This is a genomic window from Microcoleus sp. MON2_D5, from assembly GCF_036701905.1.
Lineage (GTDB): Bacteria > Cyanobacteriota > Cyanobacteriia > Cyanobacteriales > Microcoleaceae > Microcoleus.
On sequence record NZ_JAUBRM010000019.1, the window covers coordinates 48612 to 71499 of the forward strand.

General features: G+C 45.4%; 15 protein-coding genes and 1 tRNA gene. 10 read left to right on the forward strand and 6 right to left on the reverse strand.

The genetic code is table 11. The features are described 5' to 3' along the window. Positions 1-51: 51 nt before the first annotated feature. From QUA47_RS09370 to QUA47_RS09390, 5 genes are all read left to right on the forward strand, one after another. Positions 52-921, forward strand: a complete 870-nt coding sequence (locus QUA47_RS09370; RefSeq protein WP_333217264.1) for a M48 family metallopeptidase — start codon at positions 52-54, stop codon at positions 919-921. After that, positions 900-981: transfer RNA gene (locus QUA47_RS09375), tRNA-Leu, on the forward strand. The genes QUA47_RS09370 and QUA47_RS09375 overlap by 22 nt, the downstream gene beginning before the upstream one ends. 1569 nt (positions 982-2550) lie before the next feature. Then, positions 2551-2703, forward strand: coding sequence for a hypothetical protein (locus QUA47_RS09380; RefSeq protein WP_333430551.1), 153 nt, complete (start codon positions 2551-2553; stop codon positions 2701-2703). Then, complete coding sequence (locus tag QUA47_RS09385; protein WP_333430552.1) at positions 2696-5962, forward strand: hypothetical protein; 3267 nt, start codon at positions 2696-2698, stop codon at positions 5960-5962. Before QUA47_RS09380 ends, QUA47_RS09385 begins: the two co-directional genes overlap by 8 nt. A gap of 291 nt (positions 5963-6253) precedes the next feature. Beyond that, positions 6254-7129, forward strand: coding sequence for a DMT family transporter (locus tag QUA47_RS09390; RefSeq protein WP_333430571.1), 876 nt, complete (start codon positions 6254-6256; stop codon positions 7127-7129). A 678-nt stretch (positions 7130-7807) separates the two neighbouring features. On the opposite strand, the gene QUA47_RS09395 is transcribed toward QUA47_RS09390, so the two are convergent. The 5 genes from QUA47_RS09395 to cysC all read right to left on the reverse strand — a co-directional run bounded on the left by QUA47_RS09395 (position 7808) and on the right by cysC (position 16146). Continuing rightward, entirely contained in the window at positions 7808-9445 is a 1638-nt protein-coding gene (locus QUA47_RS09395; protein ID WP_333430553.1) for an acetolactate synthase large subunit, read from the reverse strand. Between the two features lie 144 nt (positions 9446-9589). Further along, positions 9590-10957 (reverse strand): NAD-dependent succinate-semialdehyde dehydrogenase, encoded by a 1368-nt coding sequence (locus tag QUA47_RS09400; RefSeq protein WP_333430554.1) that lies wholly within the window; start codon positions 10955-10957, stop codon positions 9590-9592. Between the two features lie 422 nt (positions 10958-11379). Beyond that, the gene (locus QUA47_RS09405) at positions 11380-13704 is read right to left on the reverse strand and encodes a polysaccharide biosynthesis tyrosine autokinase (protein WP_333430555.1); all 2325 of its coding nucleotides are present in this window, start codon (positions 13702-13704) and stop codon (positions 11380-11382) included. 143 nt (positions 13705-13847) lie between these two features. Then, positions 13848-15578 (reverse strand): SLBB domain-containing protein, encoded by a 1731-nt coding sequence (locus QUA47_RS09410; RefSeq protein ID WP_333430556.1) that lies wholly within the window; start codon positions 15576-15578, stop codon positions 13848-13850. A gap of 37 nt (positions 15579-15615) precedes the next feature. Beyond that, positions 15616-16146: an adenylyl-sulfate kinase gene (gene cysC / locus QUA47_RS09415; RefSeq protein WP_190656752.1), complete on the reverse strand. Its 531-nt coding sequence runs from the start codon at positions 16144-16146 to the stop codon at positions 15616-15618. Between the two features lie 300 nt (positions 16147-16446). Between cysC and QUA47_RS09420 the strand changes: the two genes are divergently transcribed. From QUA47_RS09420 to hetR, 4 genes are all read left to right on the forward strand, one after another. Continuing rightward, on the forward strand, positions 16447-18249 hold the full coding sequence (locus tag QUA47_RS09420) for an FAD-dependent oxidoreductase (RefSeq protein WP_333430557.1): 1803 nt from the start codon (positions 16447-16449) through the stop codon (positions 18247-18249). A 98-nt stretch (positions 18250-18347) separates the two neighbouring features. Next, positions 18348-18575 carry a heterocyst-inhibiting protein PatX gene (patX, locus tag QUA47_RS09425; protein ID WP_242724514.1) on the forward strand — a complete coding sequence of 76 codons (228 nt, stop codon included), beginning with the start codon at positions 18348-18350 and terminating at the stop codon, positions 18573-18575. Between the two features lie 600 nt (positions 18576-19175). After that, positions 19176-19403 (forward strand): heterocyst-inhibiting protein PatX, encoded by a 228-nt coding sequence (gene patX, locus QUA47_RS09430; protein ID WP_333430558.1) that lies wholly within the window; start codon positions 19176-19178, stop codon positions 19401-19403. Between the two features lie 853 nt (positions 19404-20256). Then, entirely contained in the window at positions 20257-21162 is a 906-nt protein-coding gene (gene hetR / locus QUA47_RS09435; protein ID WP_333077431.1) for a heterocyst differentiation master regulator HetR, read from the forward strand. A gap of 182 nt (positions 21163-21344) precedes the next feature. Here the strand turns inward: hetR and QUA47_RS09440 are convergent, their stop codons facing one another. Next, positions 21345-22157, reverse strand: coding sequence for a TIGR00297 family protein (locus QUA47_RS09440; protein WP_333430559.1), 813 nt, complete (start codon positions 22155-22157; stop codon positions 21345-21347). A gap of 11 nt (positions 22158-22168) precedes the next feature. Here QUA47_RS09440 and QUA47_RS09445 point away from each other — a divergent pair, with 11 nt between their 5' ends. Further along, positions 22169-22600 (forward strand): VOC family protein, encoded by a 432-nt coding sequence (locus QUA47_RS09445; RefSeq protein WP_333430560.1) that lies wholly within the window; start codon positions 22169-22171, stop codon positions 22598-22600. Positions 22601-22888 lie beyond the last annotated feature (288 nt).

The window sequence follows — 22888 nt, forward strand, 5'->3', positions numbered from 1 at the left end:
TGCCCCATGCCCAATTCCCAATTCCCAATTCCCCATTCCCAACTGACTAAAATGTCGAACATACCGCTCATCGGTTTAAAAGCAGACCAGTTTCGCCACCCGCTAGACTTGGAAGCTACCAGCACTCTCAAACAACTGCCCGGCCTGGATTTGATCGTGCGGCAGTTGCTGGGACAACTTGGCGAACAGTTTTTTATGCTGGAAAATCTGGCTTCCAGCGTCCAAGTCGGCGAAAATCAATTGCCCCACCTGCATCAATTGCTGTTGGATGCCTGCAAAACTCTGGATTTGGAAGCGCCGCAGCTTTATGTCCGCCAGCATCCGATGCCAAATGCTTACACTTTTGCGATGCGGGGAAAACAGCCTTTTGTGGTGATGCACACTTCTCTGATTGATTTGCTTACAGACGAGGAAGTTAAGGCAGTAATTGCTCACGAGTTGGGTCATTTGAAGTGCGATCACGGAGTTTACCTGACTCTGGCTAATTTAATTGTGTTGGCCGCAGGCCAAATTTCGCCTGTGGGAACCGTGCTCGCGCAGGGTTTGCAGGCGCAAATGTTGGAATGGTTGCGGTGTGCGGAATTTACGTGCGATCGCGCCGCCTTGCTCGCCACCCAAGACCCAAAAGTGGTAGCATCCTTGTTGATGAAACTGGCCGGAGGTTCGCCGACTTTAGCTCCCAAACTGAATGTCGATGCGTTTTTGGCGCAGGCGCGGGCCTATGACGACCTCAGCAGCACTCAACTCGGAGATATGCTCAAACAAGCTCAGACGGCTCAGTTGTCCCATCCTGTACCAGTATTGCGCGCCCGAGAGATCGATCGTTGGGCAAGTTCAAAAGATTATGAATCTTTGCTTGCAGGAAATCGATCTGTGTGTTATGATGGTGAAACCCAAAAGGGCGGGTGGCGAAATTGGTAGACGCATCAGACTCAAAATCTGACACCGAAAGGTATGAGAGTTCGATTCTCTCCCCGCCCACTGCTAAAAAAGCTAGTGATGTATTAATAAAGAACTGTGTGCTAGGTAGCCCAGTAGCTCCAAGTGCATATCTCATCACTTGAGTTCGCCCTGGCTGGTGGCTGTGGTTGGTAGCCGAGTATTTTCCGAACTTCAGTTGAAATAACTCATGAGCAACCGCACTATTACTTTCATCTGCTTTTTTATGTAATAAAAACAGAAAGACATGAGTAATGAGGCAAGCAATATACCTTCTTTGGATTTAGCGATCGTTCCAGGCACAGTTTATATCTAAGATTGTGTCTGGAATCAGTTAAGTAAACTGTATACTCTTGATTTAGCCAGAGGGTAAAATTATCTTCAACTCAAGCGTTAATTGGGGTTGCGGAATGGTTGTTTTGCCCAGTCTAACCGTCAGACAGTGATCGCGTGTTGGGGAAGTGCCAGCGGTTGGGTCGGTAAGCTATCGCCTCACCACTTAAAGTAACTAGCGAACGCCACTTGGGGATATAATCTGATGATCTCGGGGTTATGTGCTTGAACTGTCGAAATGCCTATCCAATCTATATTTAGGCAGTTTTCGACTCGTTTCTTCCGGGTTCTGTTGTAAAAAAACAAGGAGTAAAAGCAATGAGTATAATGCAGGTGCCTACATACAATGGGAAAGTCGTCTCTCATATGTCTGTTACACAGCCCTTTCCAGGTGGAAAAAAAGAGTATCAAGTCAGGATTCAATTTAATGACGGGAAAGGGTTAACCTTAAAGTCCGAAAGTAATATAACGTTTGAGGACACAGAATGATAGAGCGCGTTGTCAGGGAACCTAATGTCTAACGGTTAGACAGGGTTTTAATTTGGCGCTCGCTGATCGGGTTATCTGGTTAATGATTACGGAAAAGCAAACCAGTTAAACAAACACTAACCAGTTATATAACTGGTTAGTGTTTGTTTAGTAACAAGTTAGGGCGGGGTAGCAAAAACCCACCTTCCGCACTCTCAACTGTCACACGGGGCTTTTGGTGTTCTTGGTGGTTGTAAGCTTGATCAACCTAGGTGAGACTAAGCACTAATACTTAAGTTGAATTAGCTGTCAGGCTCAGGATGAACCCAACTTGTCGTTAATTCCTGTTAATTGACAATAACTAGAGAGAAAACAAGCACTCCCTGAAAAATCATTAGTTTTTTCCGTTCAGCCTCAGCAGTCCGTGTGACAGTTGAGGGTGCGGAATGTGGGCTGAAATATGAGAAAGATGTATCCGCTCAATAATTCGGGGCGGAGTACCCACTCAAGAACGATTTTGCGTCATTTGAGGTGCATCGTTGAGCGATTTACCCCGGATTATTGAGCGGATACAGAAAGATGTTACGCTTTATTACTAAAAAAACAATTATCTACCCTTCTAGATAGACTAAGAGTCATCCCCGGAGCAGTCAAAGTTGCGACCAATTCTAGCAGATGCTGAGTTTATCAGCACTAAGGGAAATACCGTCATCAGCAACCTCGATTATGATTTCTTAACAGTTTGGCAAAACAAGTCTAATAGCAGATATCACATTAAGTGATTACCAAAAACTGAATGTAGACGAATTTTTGGCGCCGGCGCGAGCCTACGACGATCTCAGCACCACTCAACTCGGAGATATGCTCAAACAAGCTCAGACGGATCAGTTGTCGCATCCTGTACCAGTATTGCTGGCCAGAGAGAGCGATCGCTGGGCAAGTTCAAAAGATAAAGATGAGTAATCAGGCAAGCAATATATCTTCTTTGGATTTAGCTATGGTTCCAGGGACAGTGTATATCCAAGATTGTGTCTCAAATCAGTTAAGTAAACTGTATACTCTTGATTTAGCCACAGGTAAAGCAACATTCATCGGTGAGATCATTACAGAACTGTATGATATTGCCTTTGTTGATTCACAACTCTATGGCATCGATCGAGAAGGCGACACAACGCAGCTCGTAAAAATTGACATCAAAACGGGCGATACGATTGTCATTGGGGATACCGGCTTTGCTACAGCCGGCTTGGCTTATAACGCCCAACGTCAAACCCTTTATGCCAGCACAGCTAAACAACTGATTGCCCTGGATATCAAAACAGGAAAAGGTACACCAGTAGCTACCGTAGCTAATAAAGACTACAACTGTGGCGAAGTTGCCTTTGATAGCAATGGCATAGCATATATCACATTAATTGGCTACGAAAAGAAGAAATTACTTGCTAGCTGCAATCTCGATACTAGCGAAGTTAAAACTATTGGTGATACCGGATTTCCTGGTATTGGCAGTATAGAATTTGTTGGCAATGTCCTTTATGGCGTTACCGGCAGATTTTTTAACTTGGGAAAAGACGGTCAATTAATCCGCATTAATACCCAGACAGGTAAAGGCACATTAGTGGCTCAAACCAAGCCTAGCGGTCGTTGGGCAGGAATTGCGGTTTATCAACCAGCAGCAGAAGCGATCCCAACCATCACTTCAAAAGTTAACACTGAAGCTACACAAGCTCCACAACCAACTACTACAACTCGTGAGGAAACTATGAAACTGTTAACGATTGATACCAAAGAAAACTGTTACGTTATCAATACCGCTCAGATGAATAGCTTGCAACAAAATGTTGCTAAGTCTCTGACATTAGACAAAGGAACTTTTGACATCCAAATTACCAGTGGTAGCTACCGTTATAGTGCCGCCAATACCGTCGGTGAGCCTTTTGTTTTTCTCTGGATTTATGGACTTGATGGCAGTACCTTTATCAACACAAAGACAGGTGTTGAGACAGGTGGAACTTGGGCAACTTTAAACGGCTATAACGACAAATTGCAGTTTGATATCAAAGAAAAAGCTGTAGTCTGTGCTTTATTCTTTGATGTCTATAGTGGTGATAATGAAGGAGAAATCACTGTTTCAATCACTGGCAATCAACCTTCTAATTCCCAAACTTTAACCGTTGATAGCAAGAAAAACTGCTATTCGCTTGATGGCAATTATCTCTCAACTCTTAAAAAAGCCAATGCTAATTCTATCGAGTTAGCCCCAGGAAACTATCGCGTCAAAATTCGGGAAAGCAATGCCACTTATGGAGCAGAAGCAAAAAATTTCCAATTAGAACCTTGGGCATTACTCTTGATTCAAGGGGGAAAATTTATCTCCAAGTTGACAGAAAATGAAGTTAGCGAAAGTTGGTGTTCCTTAAATGGCTTCAAAGATGACGTTATTTTTGAAGTCAAAGAAAAAACAACCATCTCCGGCTTCTTTTTTGATACATACATAGAAGATAACGAAGGGCAAGTTGTTTTAGAAATCAACAACATCACTGATGTAGAAGTAGAGAAAGAAAAGGACAAACTAAAACCTGGTATCGGCATCGGTGATATCGGCATCAGTGGTATCGGCATCAGCGGAGGCAGTGTTAGTTTAGTGGGTGGTGGTACAACTGGCTCTGGTGGTACAACTGGCTCTGGTACTGAAAATATCAATATTAGTAGCAGTGGATTTAATTTCAGTTTTGACCAAGATCAGATGGAACAAATGTGGCAGGAAATGGCAGCCAAAATCAATACTTCCATCACAGTAACAGGTGACCCGAACGAGAAAAAAGAAGCTTATTGGGACAATTTGGAAAAATGGCTGCTTAAAGGCTATCAAACTCAAGCTAAAGACTTAGGCATGAGGGTAGCACGGCTGGACTTTATGTTTAAGACTCTTACCCAACAAATGGAAGTTAGTTTTAATCAGAATTTCCACAATTGGTCGGGGTACTTCAACAAAAATCTCAACGACTTATTTATTTCCCGAATCCCCCGCATTGTTAGTGAACAGGTGAATTTAAGAATCTCTGAACAAACCCAAGAGATTAAAAACTTAGTGCTGCAACAAATGCAAACCGAACTCAATGAGCGTGTTGAGTCCGTCGTTAATCTCAAAGTGGCTAATCAGACTCAAGAAGTTAAGAACCTCGTAGTTCAGCAAATGCAAACTGAACTTGAGCAACGGATTGAGAATGTAGTTAACATCAAAATTGCCAATCAGTCTACAGAGATTAATACCACGGTAATTAATCAAATATCGGCTGATATTGATGAGCGCATTAGTAACTCGGTTAGTGTCCAAATCGCCAATCAATCTCAAGAGATCACTAATCAGGTAATTCAGCAACTCCAACATAATATTGATCAGCGTGTTGAGAATGTGGTGAGCATCAAGATTTCCGATCAAACCCAGAATGTGAAGAATCTGGTGATTCAGCAGATGCAAACTTACATCGATCAACGCATCGATAATGTCGTGAACCTGAAAGTGTCTAATCTATCTCAAGATATTAACACTCAAATTGTTCAGCAAATTCAACACGACATGGATCAGCGGATTAATGCGGTAGTTAATCTCAAAATTGCTGACCAAAGCCAAAACATTAAAAATCTGGTCATTCAGCAGATTGAATCTAACATTGATGCTCGCATCAATACGGCTGTTAATCAATCTAGCACGAGCAACGTGCAGTTAGTGACTAATAATATTGTCAACGATCTTGACAATCGCATTAATGTTAGCTTGGATAACAAGATTCTCAACTTCCGTAATGATGTCTCTACTATCGTCAAAAATGAGCTGAACCAAAACTTCACGCAGAACATCAAAAATACGATTTTTGCAGATTTGAAACAGCAACAATTCTACCTGGATATGAACTTGATTAAGTCAGAAGTTGAGAACTTCTACTCTAATCTGGCACAGTTTGAGAATCAGTTCTATTTACGCATTGAACAAGGGGACACTCAACTGTATAACTGGACGCTGGAACAACTTATTGCTCTCCAAGGTTGCTTAACAGATCGTCAGGCTTTAGGGGATATCTTTGAATCTTTCGCCAAGAGACTCAAAGATGAATTAGAGAATGCTGAATGCGTTCGTCCCGATCGTTTTAGTTCTTGGGTAAGAACAGATATGCGGTCACAATTTCAACCTACCCAACCTCCGCAATTACCACAACGTTAATCAGTAGGTAGACATATATCTTGGGTGTCCGAAGAAAGGAACGAAGCCATCCCAAACCGCAAGCGAATTCGTTCCTCTATTCGGACATGATGGTATTGATTTATGTTCACCGCCCCCTGCTAAAAAAGCTTAATAAATCTAGGGTTCCAGGTAGGCCACCGGGAACCCTAATTTATATGGCATGAGGAATCGGGCATCGGGAATTGCGAATTGGTAACTAATGACAACAGTCAACCGTTAACAGTCAACAGTCAACAGTCAACAGTCAACAGTCAACAGTCAATAGATTTTATGGGTGAAATCGCCGCTTTAGGCGCTGCATTTGTCTGGGCTCTATCTTCCACAATCTGGCAGCGAGTGGGACAGCAAATCCCCGCAGTGGTGCTCAACTTGCTCAAAGGCGCGATCGCCCTTTTCATGCTCCTTGCCACTGTACTAATTTTAGGCAAACCCTTACCCGCAATCAACCCTAATATTTTAGCAATGCTGCTGATTAGCGGCGGTCTAGGAATTGGCATCGGAGACACCGCTTTCTTTATCGTATTAAAATATTTAGGCGCGAGGCGAACGCTGCTTTTAGAAACCCTATCTCCCCCTTTAACAGCTTTATTGGGCTTAATATTTTTGCAAGAAAAGTTATCGCCCATTGCTTGTACTGGCATTCTTTTAACAATCTGCGGCGTAGCGTGGGTAATTGCAGAACGAACAGCCGAAACAACCTTATCATCAAAACATCTTTGGCAGGGATTAGGTATTAGTTTATTAGGACAAACAACCCACGCCGCTGGAGCAATTTTATCCCGCGCCGCCTTCACTCAAATAGATATCGATCCTCTGTGGACTGCGGCCTTGCGTTTGAGCGGCGGCATGGCAGTCATGCTGTGCTTTTTTAAGCCAACAAACCTTGAGAGTTTCAAACAATTAAAATCATCCAAAATATTAGGTGCCATAATTCTGGCAGCTTTTTTAGGAACCTATCTCGGGATTTCCCTGCAACAGACTTCACTGAAATATGCACCCGCAGCAATCGCTCAAACACTCAGTTCTACCAGCCCCCTATTTATACTGCCTTTAGCGGTGCTGGCGGGCGAAAAAGTGAGCATTCGGGCTGTTTTGGGGGTAGTTGGTGCGATCGGCGGGATCGCCTTATTATTGGGTTTGAAGTGATTAGATTTGAGACAGAAGTGTTGCGTGTCGCTAAAAAGTCAAAAAATAGGCTCTTTCTTAGTTGGTGTCCTTAAATATTAGTTTAAGTAGCCAAAAACGGGTCTTCCATACTTAGTATGCTCAAATATAGCAATCCTCGCATCATTTGTGAATTTCTTACTTCCTCCCCTCGGGTTCGGGGTGGGTTGGGGTGGGGTAAAAAATTTACGACTCCTGCAAGGATTGCTATATTAGTTTAACTAGCCAAAAACTCAACTACGTCTGAATAGACTGAAAAAACGTATCAATTTAAGTTAAATAATAGTTAAATAATGAGTCAGTTTATTGCAATTGCCCAAGACCTCGAAACTCTGATACAATAACAACTCCGACAAGTTAAAATAAAACTATCGGGAGTAATTGAAAAGAAAATTGCAACCGCTCGCCAGAAGGAAGAGGAAGTGATTTATACTTCTCATACTGGGGTAAAAAACTTGGCAGAAATCCGTAAGCATTTTGACGTGATCATCCAGTACATCACGCAGGTAACAGCTAATCCGAATACTTGAAGCTGCAAAAGTGCGATCGCCCTTACATCCCAACTTGTCAAAAAGCGCGATTTAAGGGCGATCGGATATAACCATCAACAACACGGCGATGGAGGAAACGGCACTGCCGTTTCCTGATTTCGGGCTACTCTTACAAATTGCAACTCATATCCCCAGATAATTGACTGAAACGCGCATTTTCCCGATAGTCTACCGGACAATCAATCACGCAAGGGACATCTTGAGCAAGGGCTTCTTTCAGAATCGGAATTAAATCGGTTGCAGCTTCCACTCGATAGCCTTTTAAACCCATACTTTCCGCAAATTTCACAAAATCGGGATTGCCAAATTTGACGAAATCGGAATGACCAAAATAATCTTGCTGCTTCCATTCAATTAACCCGTAGCCGCCATCATTAAAGATCAGCGTCACAAAATTAGTACCGACTCGCAAAGCAGTTTCTAACTCTTGACAGTTCATCATAAAACCGCCGTCGCCGGTGGCTGCTATTACTTTGCGATCGGGATAAACGAGTTTTGCAGCCACCGCACCCGGAATCGCAATTCCCATCGCCGCAAATCCGTTAGAAATCAAACAGGTATTCGGGCGATCGCAATGATAGTGCCGCGCGATCCACATTTTGTGAGCTCCCACATCAGATATCAGAATATCTTCCGGGCCCAGGACTTGCCGCAAATCGTAAATGAGTTTTTGTGGCTTGATCGGGAAACCGTCGTCGGCTGCATATTGTTCGTACCCAGCGCGAATATCCGCCCGCAATTGCTTAGCAAAAGGATCTACTTTCTCCATGCGATCGGCACGCTGCAAAATTTCATTGAGGGAATCAGAAATATCTCCCACAACTTCTATAAGAGGAATATAACTGCTGTCAATTTCTGCTGGCAAAGATCCAATGTGAATAATCGGAATTTTTCCTTCTGGATTCCACTTCTTCGGGGAATATTCAATCAAATCGTAGCCAACAGCAATCACTAAATCCGTTTCTTCAAAAGCACAGCTAATATAATCCCGTTTTTGCAATCCCGTCGTCCACAGTGCCAAAGGATGAGTGTAAGGAATTACACCTTTGCCCATGAAAGTATTAGCTACAGGAATATTCAATCGAGTAGCAAATTGTGTCAAAGCATCGCTGGCGTTAGCGCGGATCGCGCCGTTTCCTACTAAAAGCAGAGGACTTTTTGCCTTGGAAATTGCCACAGCGGCTTTATTCAAGCTTTGGTAAGCGCCAAAAGTTTTTTCGCGGTTGTCTTTGGTGAGCGGAGTTCCTTCAGCCGGCATTGCTGCTATGTTTTCAGGTAAGTCAATGTGAACGGCTCCCGGCTTTTCACTTTGAGCTACTTTAAAGGCTTTGCGGACAATTTCTGCCGTCGTGCTGGGGCGAACAATTTGAGCATTCCACTTAGTAACTGGCTCAAACATGGCAACCAAATCTAAATATTGGTGCGATTCTATGTGCATCCTGTCTGTGCCGACTTGTCCGGTAATTGCTATTAAAGGAGCACCGTCTAAGTTGGCGTCAGCAACTCCTGTCATTAAGTTAGTTGCGCCTGGGCCCAAGGTTGACAAGCAAACGCCGGCTTTGCCGGTGAGACGACCGTAAACGTCGGCCATGAAAGCGGCGCCTTGTTCGTGGCGAGTAGTAATAAATTTAATTGAAGAGTTTCTCAGGGCTTCTAGAATTTCTAAATTTTCTTCTCCAGGAAGTCCGAAGACGTATTCGACGCCTTCATTTTCTAAACATTTTACCAATAGTTGAGCTGTGTTCATTTCCGTTTCTCTCCTCGGTTAATGGGGGTTTTTGGTCTTTTTAAACCGATCGCAAAAATACTAAATGGGAATTTTTAACCGCAGGTAAACGCAGATAAACGCAGACTTATGTAGATTTGTGCGATCGGTTGATAGAGTGGGAGCTTATTTCACCCACACTGTTTTTATGTTAACAAATTCGTGCATTCCTTGGATGCTCAATTCGCGTCCGTAACCGGAGCGTTTGATGCCGCCGAAGGGCAATCTCGGGTCGGATTTTACTAAACCGTTGATGAATACCGCGCCGGCCTCTAGTTCGGAAATAAAGCGATCGCTCTCTGAGTTTACTGTAGTCCAAGCTGACGCACCCAAGCCAAAAGATGTGCTGTTTGCGAGGGCGATCGCCTCATCCATGTCTGCCACTCGGAATACTAAAGCTACGGGCCCGAAAAATTCTTCTTGACGGGCAGAGGCATTCGGGGGAATGTCTGCCAGAATAGTTGGCAAGTAGAAATTGCCGGCCTTCTCTGACAATGGGCCGCCGCCTGTCAGAAGTTTTGCTCCCGATTGGACGCAAGTTTGCACTTGATTGTCCAAGTCTTTGAGGATTGCGGGAGTAGCTAAAGGGCCGATATCGGTTTCGGGCAACATCGGATCGCCTACTTTTAATTGCTCCAATTTTTCGACAAATCCTGTGATGAATTCGTCGGCAATCTCTTCTGCTAAAATAAAGCGTTTGGCTGCGATGCAAGATTGACCGTTATTGAGCATCCGGGATGTCACAGCAGTTGATAAAGCTGCTGCTACATCGGCGCTGGACATCACAATAAAGGGGTCGCTTCCTCCCAATTCCAGCACTACTTTTTTCAAATTTTTGCCCGCATTTGCTGCCAAACTTTCACCCGCTGGTTCGCTACCGGTGAGAGTTGCTGCTTTGATACGATCGTCCGCAACGATATCGGCTACTTTGTCGGCGCCGACTAACAAAGTTTGAAAAACTCCCTCGGGAAAGCCAGCAAGCGTAAAAATTTCTTCGATTTTCAAAGCGCACTGAGGCACGTTGGAAGCGTGTTTGAGCAAGCCGACATTGCCCGCCATCAGTGCTGGCGCCGCAAACCGAAAAACTTGCCAAAATGGGAAATTCCAGGGCATGACGGCTAAAATAGGGCCCAGCGGTTGGTAGCGGACAAAGCTGCTGCTAGCGTCAGTGGTTGCCGGTACGTCTGCCATAAATTGAGCGGCATTTTTGGCGTAATACCGACAAACTAAGGCGCATTTTTCCACTTCGCCGATCGCAGATTTGAGCGTTTTGCCCATTTCCAGGGTCATCATTTCAGCGTAAATTTCGCGATCGCGCTCCAAGATGTCTGCAGCTTTCTGCATCCACAGGGCTCTCTGCTCAAACGGCAGTTGGCGGTATTTTTTAAAAGCTTGCTGTGCTAATTCCAGCTTAGCTTCTATTACCTCATCCGCGATCGGATCGAAAGTTTTCAGCGTTTCTCCCGTTGCCGGGTTGATAGTAGCAATAGCCATGGTTTCATCTCCTGTGTGAAAAACACAAAACTCCCTGCTAGTTTTCAGCCTCGGCAGGGAGTTGTATCAAGGTATTACAAAATAGGAATTTACCGGCCACGTTTTCTTTCAGGTCTTGCCAAGTTGCAAGTACCGCGATTTGTTTAAATTTCTATACTTTTAATTATAGTTCAGAGTCTCGATCGCAAATCTTAAGAAAATTTGTCTTTCTGAAATCACGCACAAATCTCAAGAACAGGCTAGACGGCCTGTTCCACAAAAGTTAAATGTTTTTGTGGGGCGTCCCGCCCGCCCCTGACCGCTTTATTCACCATTAATGGTGCAAGATGGATGAAATATCTTGTCGGGTGTCCCGCCCGCCTTGCATTCTCAAGAACAGACCCGACGGCCTGTTCCATTACACATTTCTCAATTCCTCTCCCTCAAACAGACTGTTCCTGGACGTAATCCTGCACGTAAGACTGATAGTAATACCTGCTGCCTTTATCGTTATTCGCCACCATTCCCAACAGCGGAATTCCGGCCATTTTTAAATCTTCAAAAGCCAACAACAGCGCCTCCCGCTCAGTTTGATGCAGCCCCACTACCAGCATCAATCCGTTAGTGTGAGCCGCCAACAAATTCGCATCCGCCAAACCCAAAAGCGGTGCAGTATCGTAAATAACTAAGTCAAAATGACTTGACAAAGCTGCCATTAAATGCGGCATTTTTCGGGAAGAAAGCACCTTTGTGGGATCGAGAGGAACCGGGCCGGAAGTTAACACAAACAAATTTTCATCGCGGGGCGATCGCAAAATCACCTGTTCCACATCCACATCCTCAGCAATCACATTGTGCAAGCCTTGCCAATTCGGTAAACCCAGCATTTCGTGTACCTGCGGGCGCCGCAAATCGGCATCCACTAACAGCACTTGCTGGCCCATTGCAGCAGCCGCCCGCGCCAGATTGACTGCTACAGTAGACTTGCCGTCAGCTACTTGACAAGAAGTAATTACACAAGAATTGATCGGAGTATCAAGGTTGAGTAAGCGAATATTCGCATTGAGCGATCGAAAAGCTTCTTGAAAAGCATCCGTCGGCATCGGCGAAATTGCCACATCCACCGGGCTTGTCTCAGCAGGAGGAAGTCTCAAAATTTTATCGCTAGCAGGAATTACCCCCAACAAAGGCAGGCGAATCGACTGTTTGACATCCTCTGGAGTTTGGAACACCGTTTTATTGTTAAACCGTTCCGCCAACTGCGCCGCCAGCATACCGAACAGCAAACCAGCCAATCCCCCCAAAGCCAAATTCAAAGGCATAATCGGAGCAACAGCCATCAACTCGCCATTTTTGTAGCGCGGAATTTCCGGCTTAGCAATAACTTCCCAAGCCACCTCTTTTTTGCCCACAGATTCAAGCTGCAAAGCTTGCTGTTTTGCCAGCAAACCATTCAGCGTATTGTTAGTTAAATCCAACTCGCGCTGCAAATCCGAATAGCGCCGCAAAATCACCGGTAATCCTTGAGAGTATTGATTCAACTGCTTAGCAGCTTGTTCCAAAACTTGATTCCGCACGCCCAGCACCTGAATTAAATTAGCAGTACCGATAAACTGCTCGATTAACTTAATCCGCACCGGATCTTGAAAAGCCAGCACTTGCGAATTTACCTTAGCCAAATCAGTTCCCAGAACCTGTTGGGCTTCTTTCTTCAATAAAGGAATTAGGTTTTTGCGCTGTTCTCGCAACAATTGCATTTGCGGAGTTTCGTCTGTAAACGTAGCCGAGTTAATCGCAATTTGCCCTTCTAATTGCTGCAATTGAGTCAGCATCGCTTGATAGCGGGGAGCTTGACTCAGAGCCGAGGCCATCAGCGCTTGCTTCTGGTTCAGTCCGAGCTGATTTTGCAGATTGGAATAGAGCAATCTCTGCTGATTGAGCTGCGTTTGCGCGTCCAATCTTTGCGTTTGAAGTTGGCTGATTTGCTGCGCCAGTTGTTGGGTTTGAATTTGCGGGTCGATGAAATTGTACTGCTGCCGCAATTTTTGAATTTCTGTTTGCAGAGCTTGTTGGCGCTTTCGCTGGTTGGGAATTTGCGATTTCACAAAATCCAGAGTCTGACTAATTTGAGTGGTGGTATCTTGCACGCTGTAGTTGCGGTAGCCTAGCGCCACTTTTTCCAAAACAAACTGAATTTTTTTCGGATCGTAATCCCGATATCTCACTTCGATAATTTTGGTATTTTTGAAGCGATTAATTGACAACCTACTTTCCTGAGAAAACGGCAAATTATCTGCTTTTTGGTTCAAGAGGTAGTTGTAATTTATTTCGGGATACTTAGCCTGCAACTGTTTAATAATCGGCGACATTACTTGCGGGCTTTGCAAAACTTGAATTTGGGATTCGTAGTCAAAACCGGCCTTTTCGGTCGTCGCGGGGCCCGCTGGTTGCAGTTTCAGCTCACCGGAGTATATTTTTGCTAAAGTATTTTGCGTAACCGTTGGTTCTACTAATAATTGAAAGCGCCCTTCGTACTCGCTTTTTTGATTCAGTGTCCAGGCGAAAACTCCGGTAGTCACTGCCGCTGCTACGCCGATGACTAAGATGGAGCGACTGCGGCAAACTTCCCAAAGACTTAACTCTTCTGCCTCGGTTGTGTTTCTGCCTAAAAATTGATCTTCTTCATAAAGCCCAGAAGACATTTTTCGCAGATCAGCGGCTTTTTTATGATTAAACAGTGCTACTTGAGATTGTTTCCCTGGTTTCATTTGATTTCTACAACTTATTAGTTTAAACGTCTGTATTGGTGGCGGAGTTTCAGGAAATCGGTTGATTCCTAGATATTTCATTCCCAAACCGCAATTTTTTCTAGAAAGCGGGTTTCTGACGTGTTAATGCCAGTCTATTCAAATCACCTAAAAATATCGAACAACCGAAATATTCCTAACAGCGGGCTGAGAGGAGCGAGAGTCCCGCCTACATTATCCGAGAACGTAGCGCGACCCGATCGCCTTACCATAATTACATCATTATTTTGCAGTTTGGGATTAGATTCTTCATTGGCTGTTGCAGAAAAATTAACCTTAACATTTAGCTGGGAAACAGTGCCGTTAGGATTGAGGCGAATTAAATCCACCGAATCCATTTGGGCCCGCGCTTTATTAAAACCTCCCGCTGCTACCAGCGCTTGATTTAAAGTAGTGTTTGGCAGCACCGCAATCGCTCCGGGTTTCACGACTTCTCCCACAATGTTCACCTTAATCGTATCCGGTGAAAAATTAGAATTAGCAACTTGTTCGTCTTGGACTGCATCGAGATTTTCGGCTTTGGGAACGATTACCGTATCTCCCTGTTGCAGCGCTAAATCTTGGGATACATCTGCCCCTTCCAAAAGTTGCCACAAATTCACATTAATAATTTGTTCTGTACCCGCCCGTGTCAGGCGGCGAACTTGTATTTGTCTGATATCAGCTACCGGCGTAATGCCGCCCGCCATTTTAATTGCCCTCGTTACAGTTTGCTGCAAAACAGTTTCCCCGCTGTTGGTTTCGCTGGCAGCAAACAAACCAGAATTTTCACCCATTTCATTCTCTTGTACCCTACTTTGAGTCTCTTTTGCCAAAGTATAAGTACCGGGGCGAGTTACTTCGCCCACCACCGCAATATTAATTGGTTGAGTGCTTTGTCCGGTAATGTTAGCTACTGCTAAAGTCGGTGCTTCTTGGCGGTTGAGGCTAGTTACAGTGGGAATAAATATAGTATCGCCGTCGCGCAAAGTCATATCGGCCCGCAAATCGCCGTTTTGCAATAATTCCCACAAATCCACACTAATAATTTGTTCCGGTGCGTTACGTTGGGGGCGCCGGATTTTGATTTGCCGCACGTCTGCTGACTGGGTAATTCCACCGGCCATTCGCAGAGCCCGCGATATCGTTGGCATTTGAGTTCCCATTTGCTCTGCTGTGCCTCCGGGGCCTGCCGCTGAGGATATTGTATAGGCTCCGGGACGGTTGATTTCGCCCGCGATCGCAATTTGCAAAGGACGCGGTGCCAGCAATTTCAGGGTAATCCAAGGACGTTTGAGGTATTTGCCGTATTTGTCTTTAACAGCATTAGAAGCTTGTTCTAGGGTCATCCCGTACACCGAAACGCTGCCAATTAACGGCAAATTCAGGGAACCGTCTGCCTGTACTTGGTGTTGACCGTTGGGGCCGCTGTATTCCGGGACGTTGAAGATGTCCATTTGAATACGATCGCCCGCTCCCAAAGTGTAAACTTCCGATCGTACACTTGAAGGTGCACTTGCCGGAAATCCCTGAAATCCCGGTGCTACCGGAATCGGTACAGGAACAGGAGAACCCGAAGCGGGAGGAGGAGGAGGAGGAGGAGGCATAAACTGGGCCGCCGCAGGAGATGAACCCACCGCCGCCAGCACTGACACTGTTAAACTTTGGACAATTAAACTTTTTACAGCAGTGCTTGCCCAATCACCAAGCTTGCAGCTTTTGCTGGAAATGTCTCCCCGATCCCCTCTCCTTGCAGCAAAGGGGAGAAATTCTTCCCTTGGACTCTCCGCGAAGGAGAGAGAAGGGTGAGATTTTTTCTCAAGTTGCACCTTGCGCGCATCACTTTTCACCACCATCGCTTTTTGCCCCTATCCTCATCCAACCCCGCCAACATCAAATGTAACCCAACTCTTCTAACTTGCTTAGAACTTTTTTAACACTCTCTTCCACACTTTCTCGCTCTGTGTAACAAATAATCTCAGGATTGAGCGGTTCTTCATAAGGATCGTCAATTCCCGTAAAACCCTTAATTTCTCCTGCTCTGGCCTTAGCGTACAGGCCCTTGACATCGCGACCTTCGCACACTTCTAACGGCGCTGTGATATATACTTCAACAAAATTGGGCTCCATTGCTCTAATTTCGTCGCGAATTGCTCTGTAGGGGCTAATAGCTGCAGTCATTACGGCTACTCCATTGCGGCTCAGCAGGTGAGCGACAAATCCAATCCGCCGAATATTAGTATCTCGGTCTTCTTGGCTAAATCCCAAACCTTTTGACAAGTTGGTGCGAACGACATCTCCATCCAATATTTCAACTTTGCAACCTCTTGCCTTCAATTCGGGTTCGAGAGCTTTGGTGATAGTTGTCTTGCCGGAACCGCTCAGCCCGGTGAACCACAAAATAAAACCTTTTTCCATTTTCAGTTGTTTATTAGTAACTCGGAAACTTTTAAGACGTAAAACTTTATAGATGCTGTTCCCTTTTTTCTATTATCGTTATTCGCGGTGTCAAATTGCCAATATTTGCGCGCACACAATGAGAAATCAAAAGTTGCGATCGCTCCTGCGGTCATTTAGTAACAAAATTGTGCGCTCACTGCATAATTCCCGATTTATTATTTGTCAAGTCTTTACACACTAAAATTCACTTCGCGATCGCCAACGTCGAACATCTATCCCTAGCGCACTCATCACCTTAATCTAAAATCTAAAATGGTATTGCCCATGTCTTCGGTCTTAAAAGCAGATGTTTTGGTAGTCGGTGGCGGCACCGGCGGCACTGCAGCAGCCGTGCAAGCAGCCCGCCGAGGTGCCAAAACTCTTTTAGTAAGCGAATTCCCCTGGCTGGGAGGAATGCTGACTGCAGCAGGCGTTTCTGCCCCCGATGGCAATGAATTAGCAGCTTTTCAAACCGGTTTGTGGGGCGCATTTTTGCGGGAACTCCAGCAGCGACAGCCGGGAGGTTTGGATTGGGGGTGGGTCAGTTTTTTTACTTACGATCCCCGCACCGGTGCTGAAATTTTCGCTGATTGGGTTAAATGTTTGCCGAACTTGCACTGGATTTCTGGAAAAAAAGCTCACGATGTGCTGTATGAAGGAGAGCGCATTTCTGGCGTTCAGTTTGCAGATTTTACGGTTTCGGCCAAAATCACTTTAGATGCAACGGAATTGGGAGATTTGCTGGCTTTAGCGGAGGTTGGGCACCGCTGGGGTTGGGAATTCCAAGCCGAGTGGGGAGAACCCAGCGCGCCGACTGCCTCTAATGCTCTCACAGAGAGCTATTCGGTGCAAGCTCCGACTTGGGTGGCCATCATGCAGGATTTTGGTAAAGGTGCGGCCGGGCCAGAAATTCCCGCGCCGCCTGTTGACAATCCCGATCGATTTACTGGTGCTTGGGACGGTTACACTCCCGAACAATTTCTCAATTACGGCCGACTTCCAGGCGGATTGTTGATGATTAATTGGCCGATTCGAGGTAATGATTATGGTGAAGGGGTCGATCGACTCATTAAATCTGAAGCATCTCGACAAGAATTCCTCCAAGAAAGTCTCTGGCATACTCAAAGTTTCGCCCGCTTCATTCAAACGCAACTCGGCCCCCGCTACGGCTTAGCACAGAATATTTTCCCGATTTCCACGATCGAAAATCCACACACTTCTTCCCTTCTTCGTTCTTTTGCCTTACATCCTTACTACCGAGAAAGTCGCCGCTTGCGGGGAGTACAAACAATCAGAGAACAAGATATTTTGCCTATTGCCGGCGGAAGAGTCGCGAAGTTGCCGATAAATTCTGAGGGTATTTGTGAAACAATTGCGATCGGCAACTATGCCAATGACCACCACTACCCCAGTGGCGACATTCCCTTGCAGCCCAAATCCCTTCGCTGGGGCGGCCGCTGGACGGGAACTCCGTTTACCATTCCTTACAGGGCCCTAATTCCTGCGAGTACAGACGGTTTGCTAGTCTGCGAAAAAAATATTTCCGTCTCTCACATCGCCAACGGTGCAACTCGCTTGCAACCGACGGTAATGAATATTGGACAGGCGGCGGGGATGGCGGCGGCTTTGTGCGCGGAATCTGGATGTCAGCCGCGGGAGTTGCCGGTGAGAGTTTTGCAGGAAGCTTTGCTGCAAGATTCCGAGGCTAGTGCGGCGGTTATTCCTTTATTTAATTTGACACGGGGGCGATCGGACTGGCTGGATTGGCAACGCTATTATCTCGATCGACCTGAAGCATATCCCGCCAGCGGCGAATGTCAGGAGTCAGTAGAGAAACGAAGCAGTCAAACAGCAAATACCCACAGCCAATTTTCGGGCATTTTCAGTCGCCTCGGTGAAAAAGACTGGACACTAACGCTGACAAGTCCCGTATCTGTAGCCGGTCAAACTTGGCAACTCGTGACTTTGGACTCGGAAACCGACAGATTTTTACAGAATTGCGAAACCGAAAAGCCTCTGACAGTATGGGGCAGGCTGAATTCGGCAGGTGCTTGGCTGCTGGCGGAATCCGTAGAATTGAAGAGGTAAGGTTTTTTGCAGAGATCCGAAAATTTCACAGAAATTTATCCTGATCGATCGGGGAGAGTCCGTATCAGTTAATAGACAATGACACGGATACTAACCCCATGCAAACTTACACACCAATTGCTTTACACAGTCTTTTGGGCGTTACTTTGAGCGCCACTGTCGTTCGAGCCTTTGAATCCCTCGTCGGACTGCTCGAAGTTGCCACCGCTTCATACATTTTATCCGCCCAAACCGAACAAAGGGGCGATCGTTCTCCAGAAAGAGGCAGCGGACGCCGAGAGTTCATTGAGTCTAATCTTTACACTCATCAACTACAAGCATTTTAATGACATTGGACGAAAGCGATTTCCGTTATTGAGTTAGTTTCAGCAGCCCGTGTCGAGCGCTCAATCTGATTTCCGGGGATGCTAGTTTTTCAGGTTTCCAAGGCAACTGCATTTCTTGTTTACAGTCATTAGGCTCTTCTTTTATGTGAGTGATGATAGCATATAAACCTTAAACCGCCATCTATCGAGAGATTGAATCTCGTATTTGGCGGTTTTGTATATTATTGCAACCGTCTGGGTAGTGCAATTAGGATTTTTTTTATTAGTGAAGCCAGAGATTTTATTTATTCCCTTTTACATCGACTTCTGACTGCTCTCATAGATCAGATGCTACGCATCTAAAGTGTCTGTTGCTTCGGGAGGGGGAGAGGGTGAGAAAGGGAGAGGGAAAGATAATTATCCGCTTTTTCTACAAGGATTTTAGGATACAATTTAAATGCGCGATAGCTTAACTAAAGCCTGATTCCTTCTTCCTTTTTCCTTCTGATTCGTGATTCCTGATTGCTGATTCTAGAGTTTGATAATTTCAGGGAAATTCATCCTGATCAGCCTGGGTAATGTCGTATCTCTAAATAGATACTGACACGACGAATACTACCCATGAAAACCTACACTGCAATTGCTTTACTGAGCCTGTTGGGCATTACCTTGAGTGCCAGCGCCGCTCAAGCTTTTGAATCTTCACTCCCCATGCTCGAAACTGGCACCGCCCAATATATGTTGTCAGTGCAAACTCAACACAAGCCCAATCGCCCTCCTAAGAGGGGCGAGGGACGCAGAAATTTTACTGAGTCTAATGTTTACACTCATCCGCTACAAGATTTCTAATGGCACTGGACGCAAGTGATGACCACAACTGAGTTGCTTCGGGGCGTTCATTTGATCACTCGATCGGATTTTCTGGGATTCTAGTTTTTCAGGTTAAGCGACAACTGCACTTTTTGTGGACAGTTTTGAGGAGATTATTTTTTGTGTGAAAAATCTTAGCATATAAACTGGGAACCGCCATCTACCTAGAGAGAGATTCTAGTATGTGGCGGTTTTGTATTGAAAGCGCTTCTATTAAACAGGAACTAACCACAGGCCTCGGATAATCTGGGTTTTTCAACCGATATCCCTCGCCCTCCACGCCTTATTTTGGCCTTGCACAATTGGACGAGGATTTTTGTGGGGTGTCCGGCCTGCTGTGAAAATACAGCGGACGGGCTACGAGATCCCATCCCACAAAACCATCAAAATCTTCCCGCAATTATGCAACAGGCTTATTTTAGTCGATCGAACCGGGTTTCGGCATCCATGACTATTCAAGAATTAGGGGCTCGAAGTCGCCTCAAATTCCTGGCATCGCAACAGTTATTTACGTTCTCCCCCCCACAGGTAGGGTTTAATTTTCAACCGCTGCACTATAATTAACTTGCGATAACTAACTTATATATAGGTAAACTGTCAGCGCAGAGGGTGCAGCAATCTACTTAAATTGGCCACCAATAAGAACCACTTATGCGGTGTGGATAGCCTTTAAGCCCCTGCCCCTGTTACCTCAGGGAAATTAACTAACCTGAATATTAGGGTAGCTGGCAAGCTTTCCGGCGACAGTCGGCTATGCTTGATTCGGCGCTCTCGCAATAATTTAATGGAGGATGACAAAATGCCTCCTAATTTGGCTATTTCGGGGATAGTGATGAAAAATGACTCTTTGGATCTGGTCAAAAGCCTCAGCCCTAGTGCAATGGATCAGATCATGCTATATCTGGCGTTTAGCGCCATGAGAACCAGTGGGCACAGGCACGGGGCGTTTCTAGACGCGGCCGCAACGGCGGCTAAGTGTGCCATTTATATGACTTATATGGAGCAGGATAACAACCTGCGGATGACTGGGCACTTGCATCACATTGAGCCTAAACGGGTGAAGGTGATTGTTGAGGAAGTCCGGGAAGCTCTGACTCAGGGAAAATTGCTGAAAATGTTGGGTTCCCAAGAACCTAGATATTTGATTCAGTTTCCTTATGTCTGGCTGGAACAGTATGGTTGGATGCCGGGACGCCCTCGCATTCCGGGAAACAATTTGACTGTAGATGAAAAAAAATATCTCGAAGGCAAGATTCCTCCGAATCCGCCAGACGCTCAACTGATCAATTCTTTTCAGTTTATGGAGTTGATCGAGTTTCTGCACAGGCGATCGCAAGAAGATATGTCTCCAGAAAGGCGAATGCCTTTGAGCGAAGCTCTAGCAGAACACATTAAGCGGCGCTTGATCTATTCTGGGACAGTAACTCGCATTGATTCTCCTTGGGGAATGCCGTTTTATGCCCTCACCCGCGCTACTTACTCTCCCGCAGAGCAGGAAGAGCGGACATTTACTATGGTTGAGGATACGGCTAGATATTTCCGGCTGATGAAGGATTGGGCGGAAAAACAACCGAATGTGATGCGAATTATGGAGACTTTGGATATTCCGCCGGAACGCCTCGACCAAGCCCTTGAGGAATTAGATGAAATTATTCGCAATTGGGCCGATCGCTATCACAAGCGGGGCGAACCGACGATGATTCTACAAATGGTTTTTGGGCCGCAAGACGACGCTTAGTTTGATTAACTATTAATCATTAGTCATGAGTTGATTGCTTGAGACTAATGACTAATGATTAATGATTAATAGCTAATAGCTCGCGAGGCAGAAACCGGGTTGATCAGGAAAAATACTGCACTAAGGTCTTTAATTCTCGTAACAAACCTGGTTTCTTGGGTCGCGAATGCGTCCAAGATTAACTAAGCTAAAAAAGCTCTCCAGGTCGCCGCTAAAATAATCGCTGCGATCGCTCCTATGAGTGTATTAAAAAAATTTACCACCTCGTTCGTCAGCCACTCAAACTTTGATTGCACCGTCGCCCCAATCACGCTCTCGATGTTCGTGGCAATAAAAGCTGCAATAACACAAAAAACTATTCCTGTCAAGTCAATTAAACCGACGGCCCAACTCAAAAGTGCGATCAGAATTGAGCCGACAATACCTGCGATCGTTCCTTCCAAACTTACGGCCCCTTCCGTACCCCTAGGTACAGGCTGCAAGCTGGTAATCAAAAAAGTCCGCTTCCCGTAAGCTTTGCCGATTTCGCTGGCGCTGGTATCCGAAAGTTTGGTGCAAAAACTCGCCGCGTAACCCAGCAATAACAGGGAAATAGCATCTTGTGGTACAGACATTTTGCCTGTATCTCCTAAAATAGATAATGCCAAAACTCCCAAAGCGCAAAGAGTCGCGGTTAAAGCCGAACCCCAGACATTTTCTGGACCTCGGGCGCCTGAACGCTTTTCGGCTATGCCTTCTGCTTCTTTTTGGGCTTTGCCGATGCGGGTAACTCCCGATCCGACAAGAAAGTAAAACATTACCACAGCATAGCCTTGCCATCCCAAACAGCCCCAGATGAGGACGCCCAATACCCCGCCGTGAAATTGGCCAGCGGGAGTGAGCAATTTTTGAGGAGCAATGGTGGCGATCGCGATTAAAACTGTATTTAGGGCGATCGCCATCAACCAAGGATTAGACCAAGATAAATAATTAAAGAACAATTCTGAATTCTGCATTTAGTACCTCCATGAGTCAAGTCTTATTTCATCTTGCCTTCCCTGTGACCGATATTGCCCAAACCAAAGCGTTCTACGTAGACGGGCTCGGCTGCGAACTAGGTCGCGAATCGCCAAATTCTGCGATTATGGGTTTGTGCGGCCATCAAATTGTCGCCCACGTCAGCCGCGAACCTTTGACGCCTCAGCGAGGCATCTATCCCCGGCATTTTGGGTTAATTTTTACTTCTGAAGCTGACTGGGAAGCGTTGTTAGAGAAAGCCCAGCAAAACAACTTAAATTTCTATCAAGAACCGAGACGGCGATTTGTCGGTTTACCTACAGAACACCGTACTTTCTTCTTAGAAGACCCTTTCCACAATATACTTGAGTTCAAGTATTATTGTGAAGCTGAAGCAATTTTTGGTCGCAGCGAATACGCTGAAGTTGGCGATACAGTTTAGTAGTAGCCTCTCACGGTGCGTCAGTCGATTTTAGATTTTAGATTTTAAATTTTAGATTGAAGAATTGGCTCCACTGTGATGAAATTCTTGTGGGGAGTAGGGGTTGGGCGTCCTGCCCGCCCCAAAAATACATACAATTTAGATCAATACGGTTCAGTTAATGTTTTTTTGTCATTGCGAGCGAATAACGAAGCAATCGCAGTATCTGTTTTTCACAGAGTTTTGTCTCCATGAGTGTCTTATCTGAACCGTATTGCAATTTAGATACCGGAGAGCTTATTTTAATAA

What these genes read in the sequence shown, in the direction of transcription:
- QUA47_RS09370 (WP_333217264.1), top strand. Translation starts at nt 52, where the DNA reads ATGTCGAACATACCGCTCATCGGTTTAAAAGCAGACCAGTTTCGCCAC.
- QUA47_RS09385 (WP_333430552.1), top strand. Translation starts at nt 2,696, where the DNA reads ATGAGTAATCAGGCAAGCAATATATCTTCTTTGGATTTAGCTATGGTT.
- QUA47_RS09390 (WP_333430571.1), top strand. Translation starts at nt 6,254, where the DNA reads ATGGGTGAAATCGCCGCTTTAGGCGCTGCATTTGTCTGGGCTCTATCT.
- QUA47_RS09395 (WP_333430553.1), bottom strand. Translation starts at nt 9,445, where the DNA reads ATGAACACAGCTCAACTATTGGTAAAATGTTTAGAAAATGAAGGCGTC.
- QUA47_RS09400 (WP_333430554.1), bottom strand. Translation starts at nt 10,957, where the DNA reads ATGGCTATTGCTACTATCAACCCGGCAACGGGAGAAACGCTGAAAACT.
- QUA47_RS09405 (WP_333430555.1), bottom strand. Translation starts at nt 13,704, where the DNA reads ATGAAACCAGGGAAACAATCTCAAGTAGCACTGTTTAATCATAAAAAA.
- QUA47_RS09410 (WP_333430556.1), bottom strand. Translation starts at nt 15,578, where the DNA reads ATGGTGGTGAAAAGTGATGCGCGCAAGGTGCAACTTGAGAAAAAATCT.
- QUA47_RS09420 (WP_333430557.1), top strand. Translation starts at nt 16,447, where the DNA reads ATGTCTTCGGTCTTAAAAGCAGATGTTTTGGTAGTCGGTGGCGGCACC.
- patX (WP_242724514.1), top strand. Translation starts at nt 18,348, where the DNA reads ATGCAAACTTACACACCAATTGCTTTACACAGTCTTTTGGGCGTTACT.
- patX (WP_333430558.1), top strand. Translation starts at nt 19,176, where the DNA reads ATGAAAACCTACACTGCAATTGCTTTACTGAGCCTGTTGGGCATTACC.
- hetR (WP_333077431.1), top strand. Translation starts at nt 20,257, where the DNA reads ATGAAAAATGACTCTTTGGATCTGGTCAAAAGCCTCAGCCCTAGTGCA.
- QUA47_RS09440 (WP_333430559.1), bottom strand. Translation starts at nt 22,157, where the DNA reads ATGCAGAATTCAGAATTGTTCTTTAATTATTTATCTTGGTCTAATCCT.
- QUA47_RS09445 (WP_333430560.1), top strand. Translation starts at nt 22,169, where the DNA reads ATGAGTCAAGTCTTATTTCATCTTGCCTTCCCTGTGACCGATATTGCC.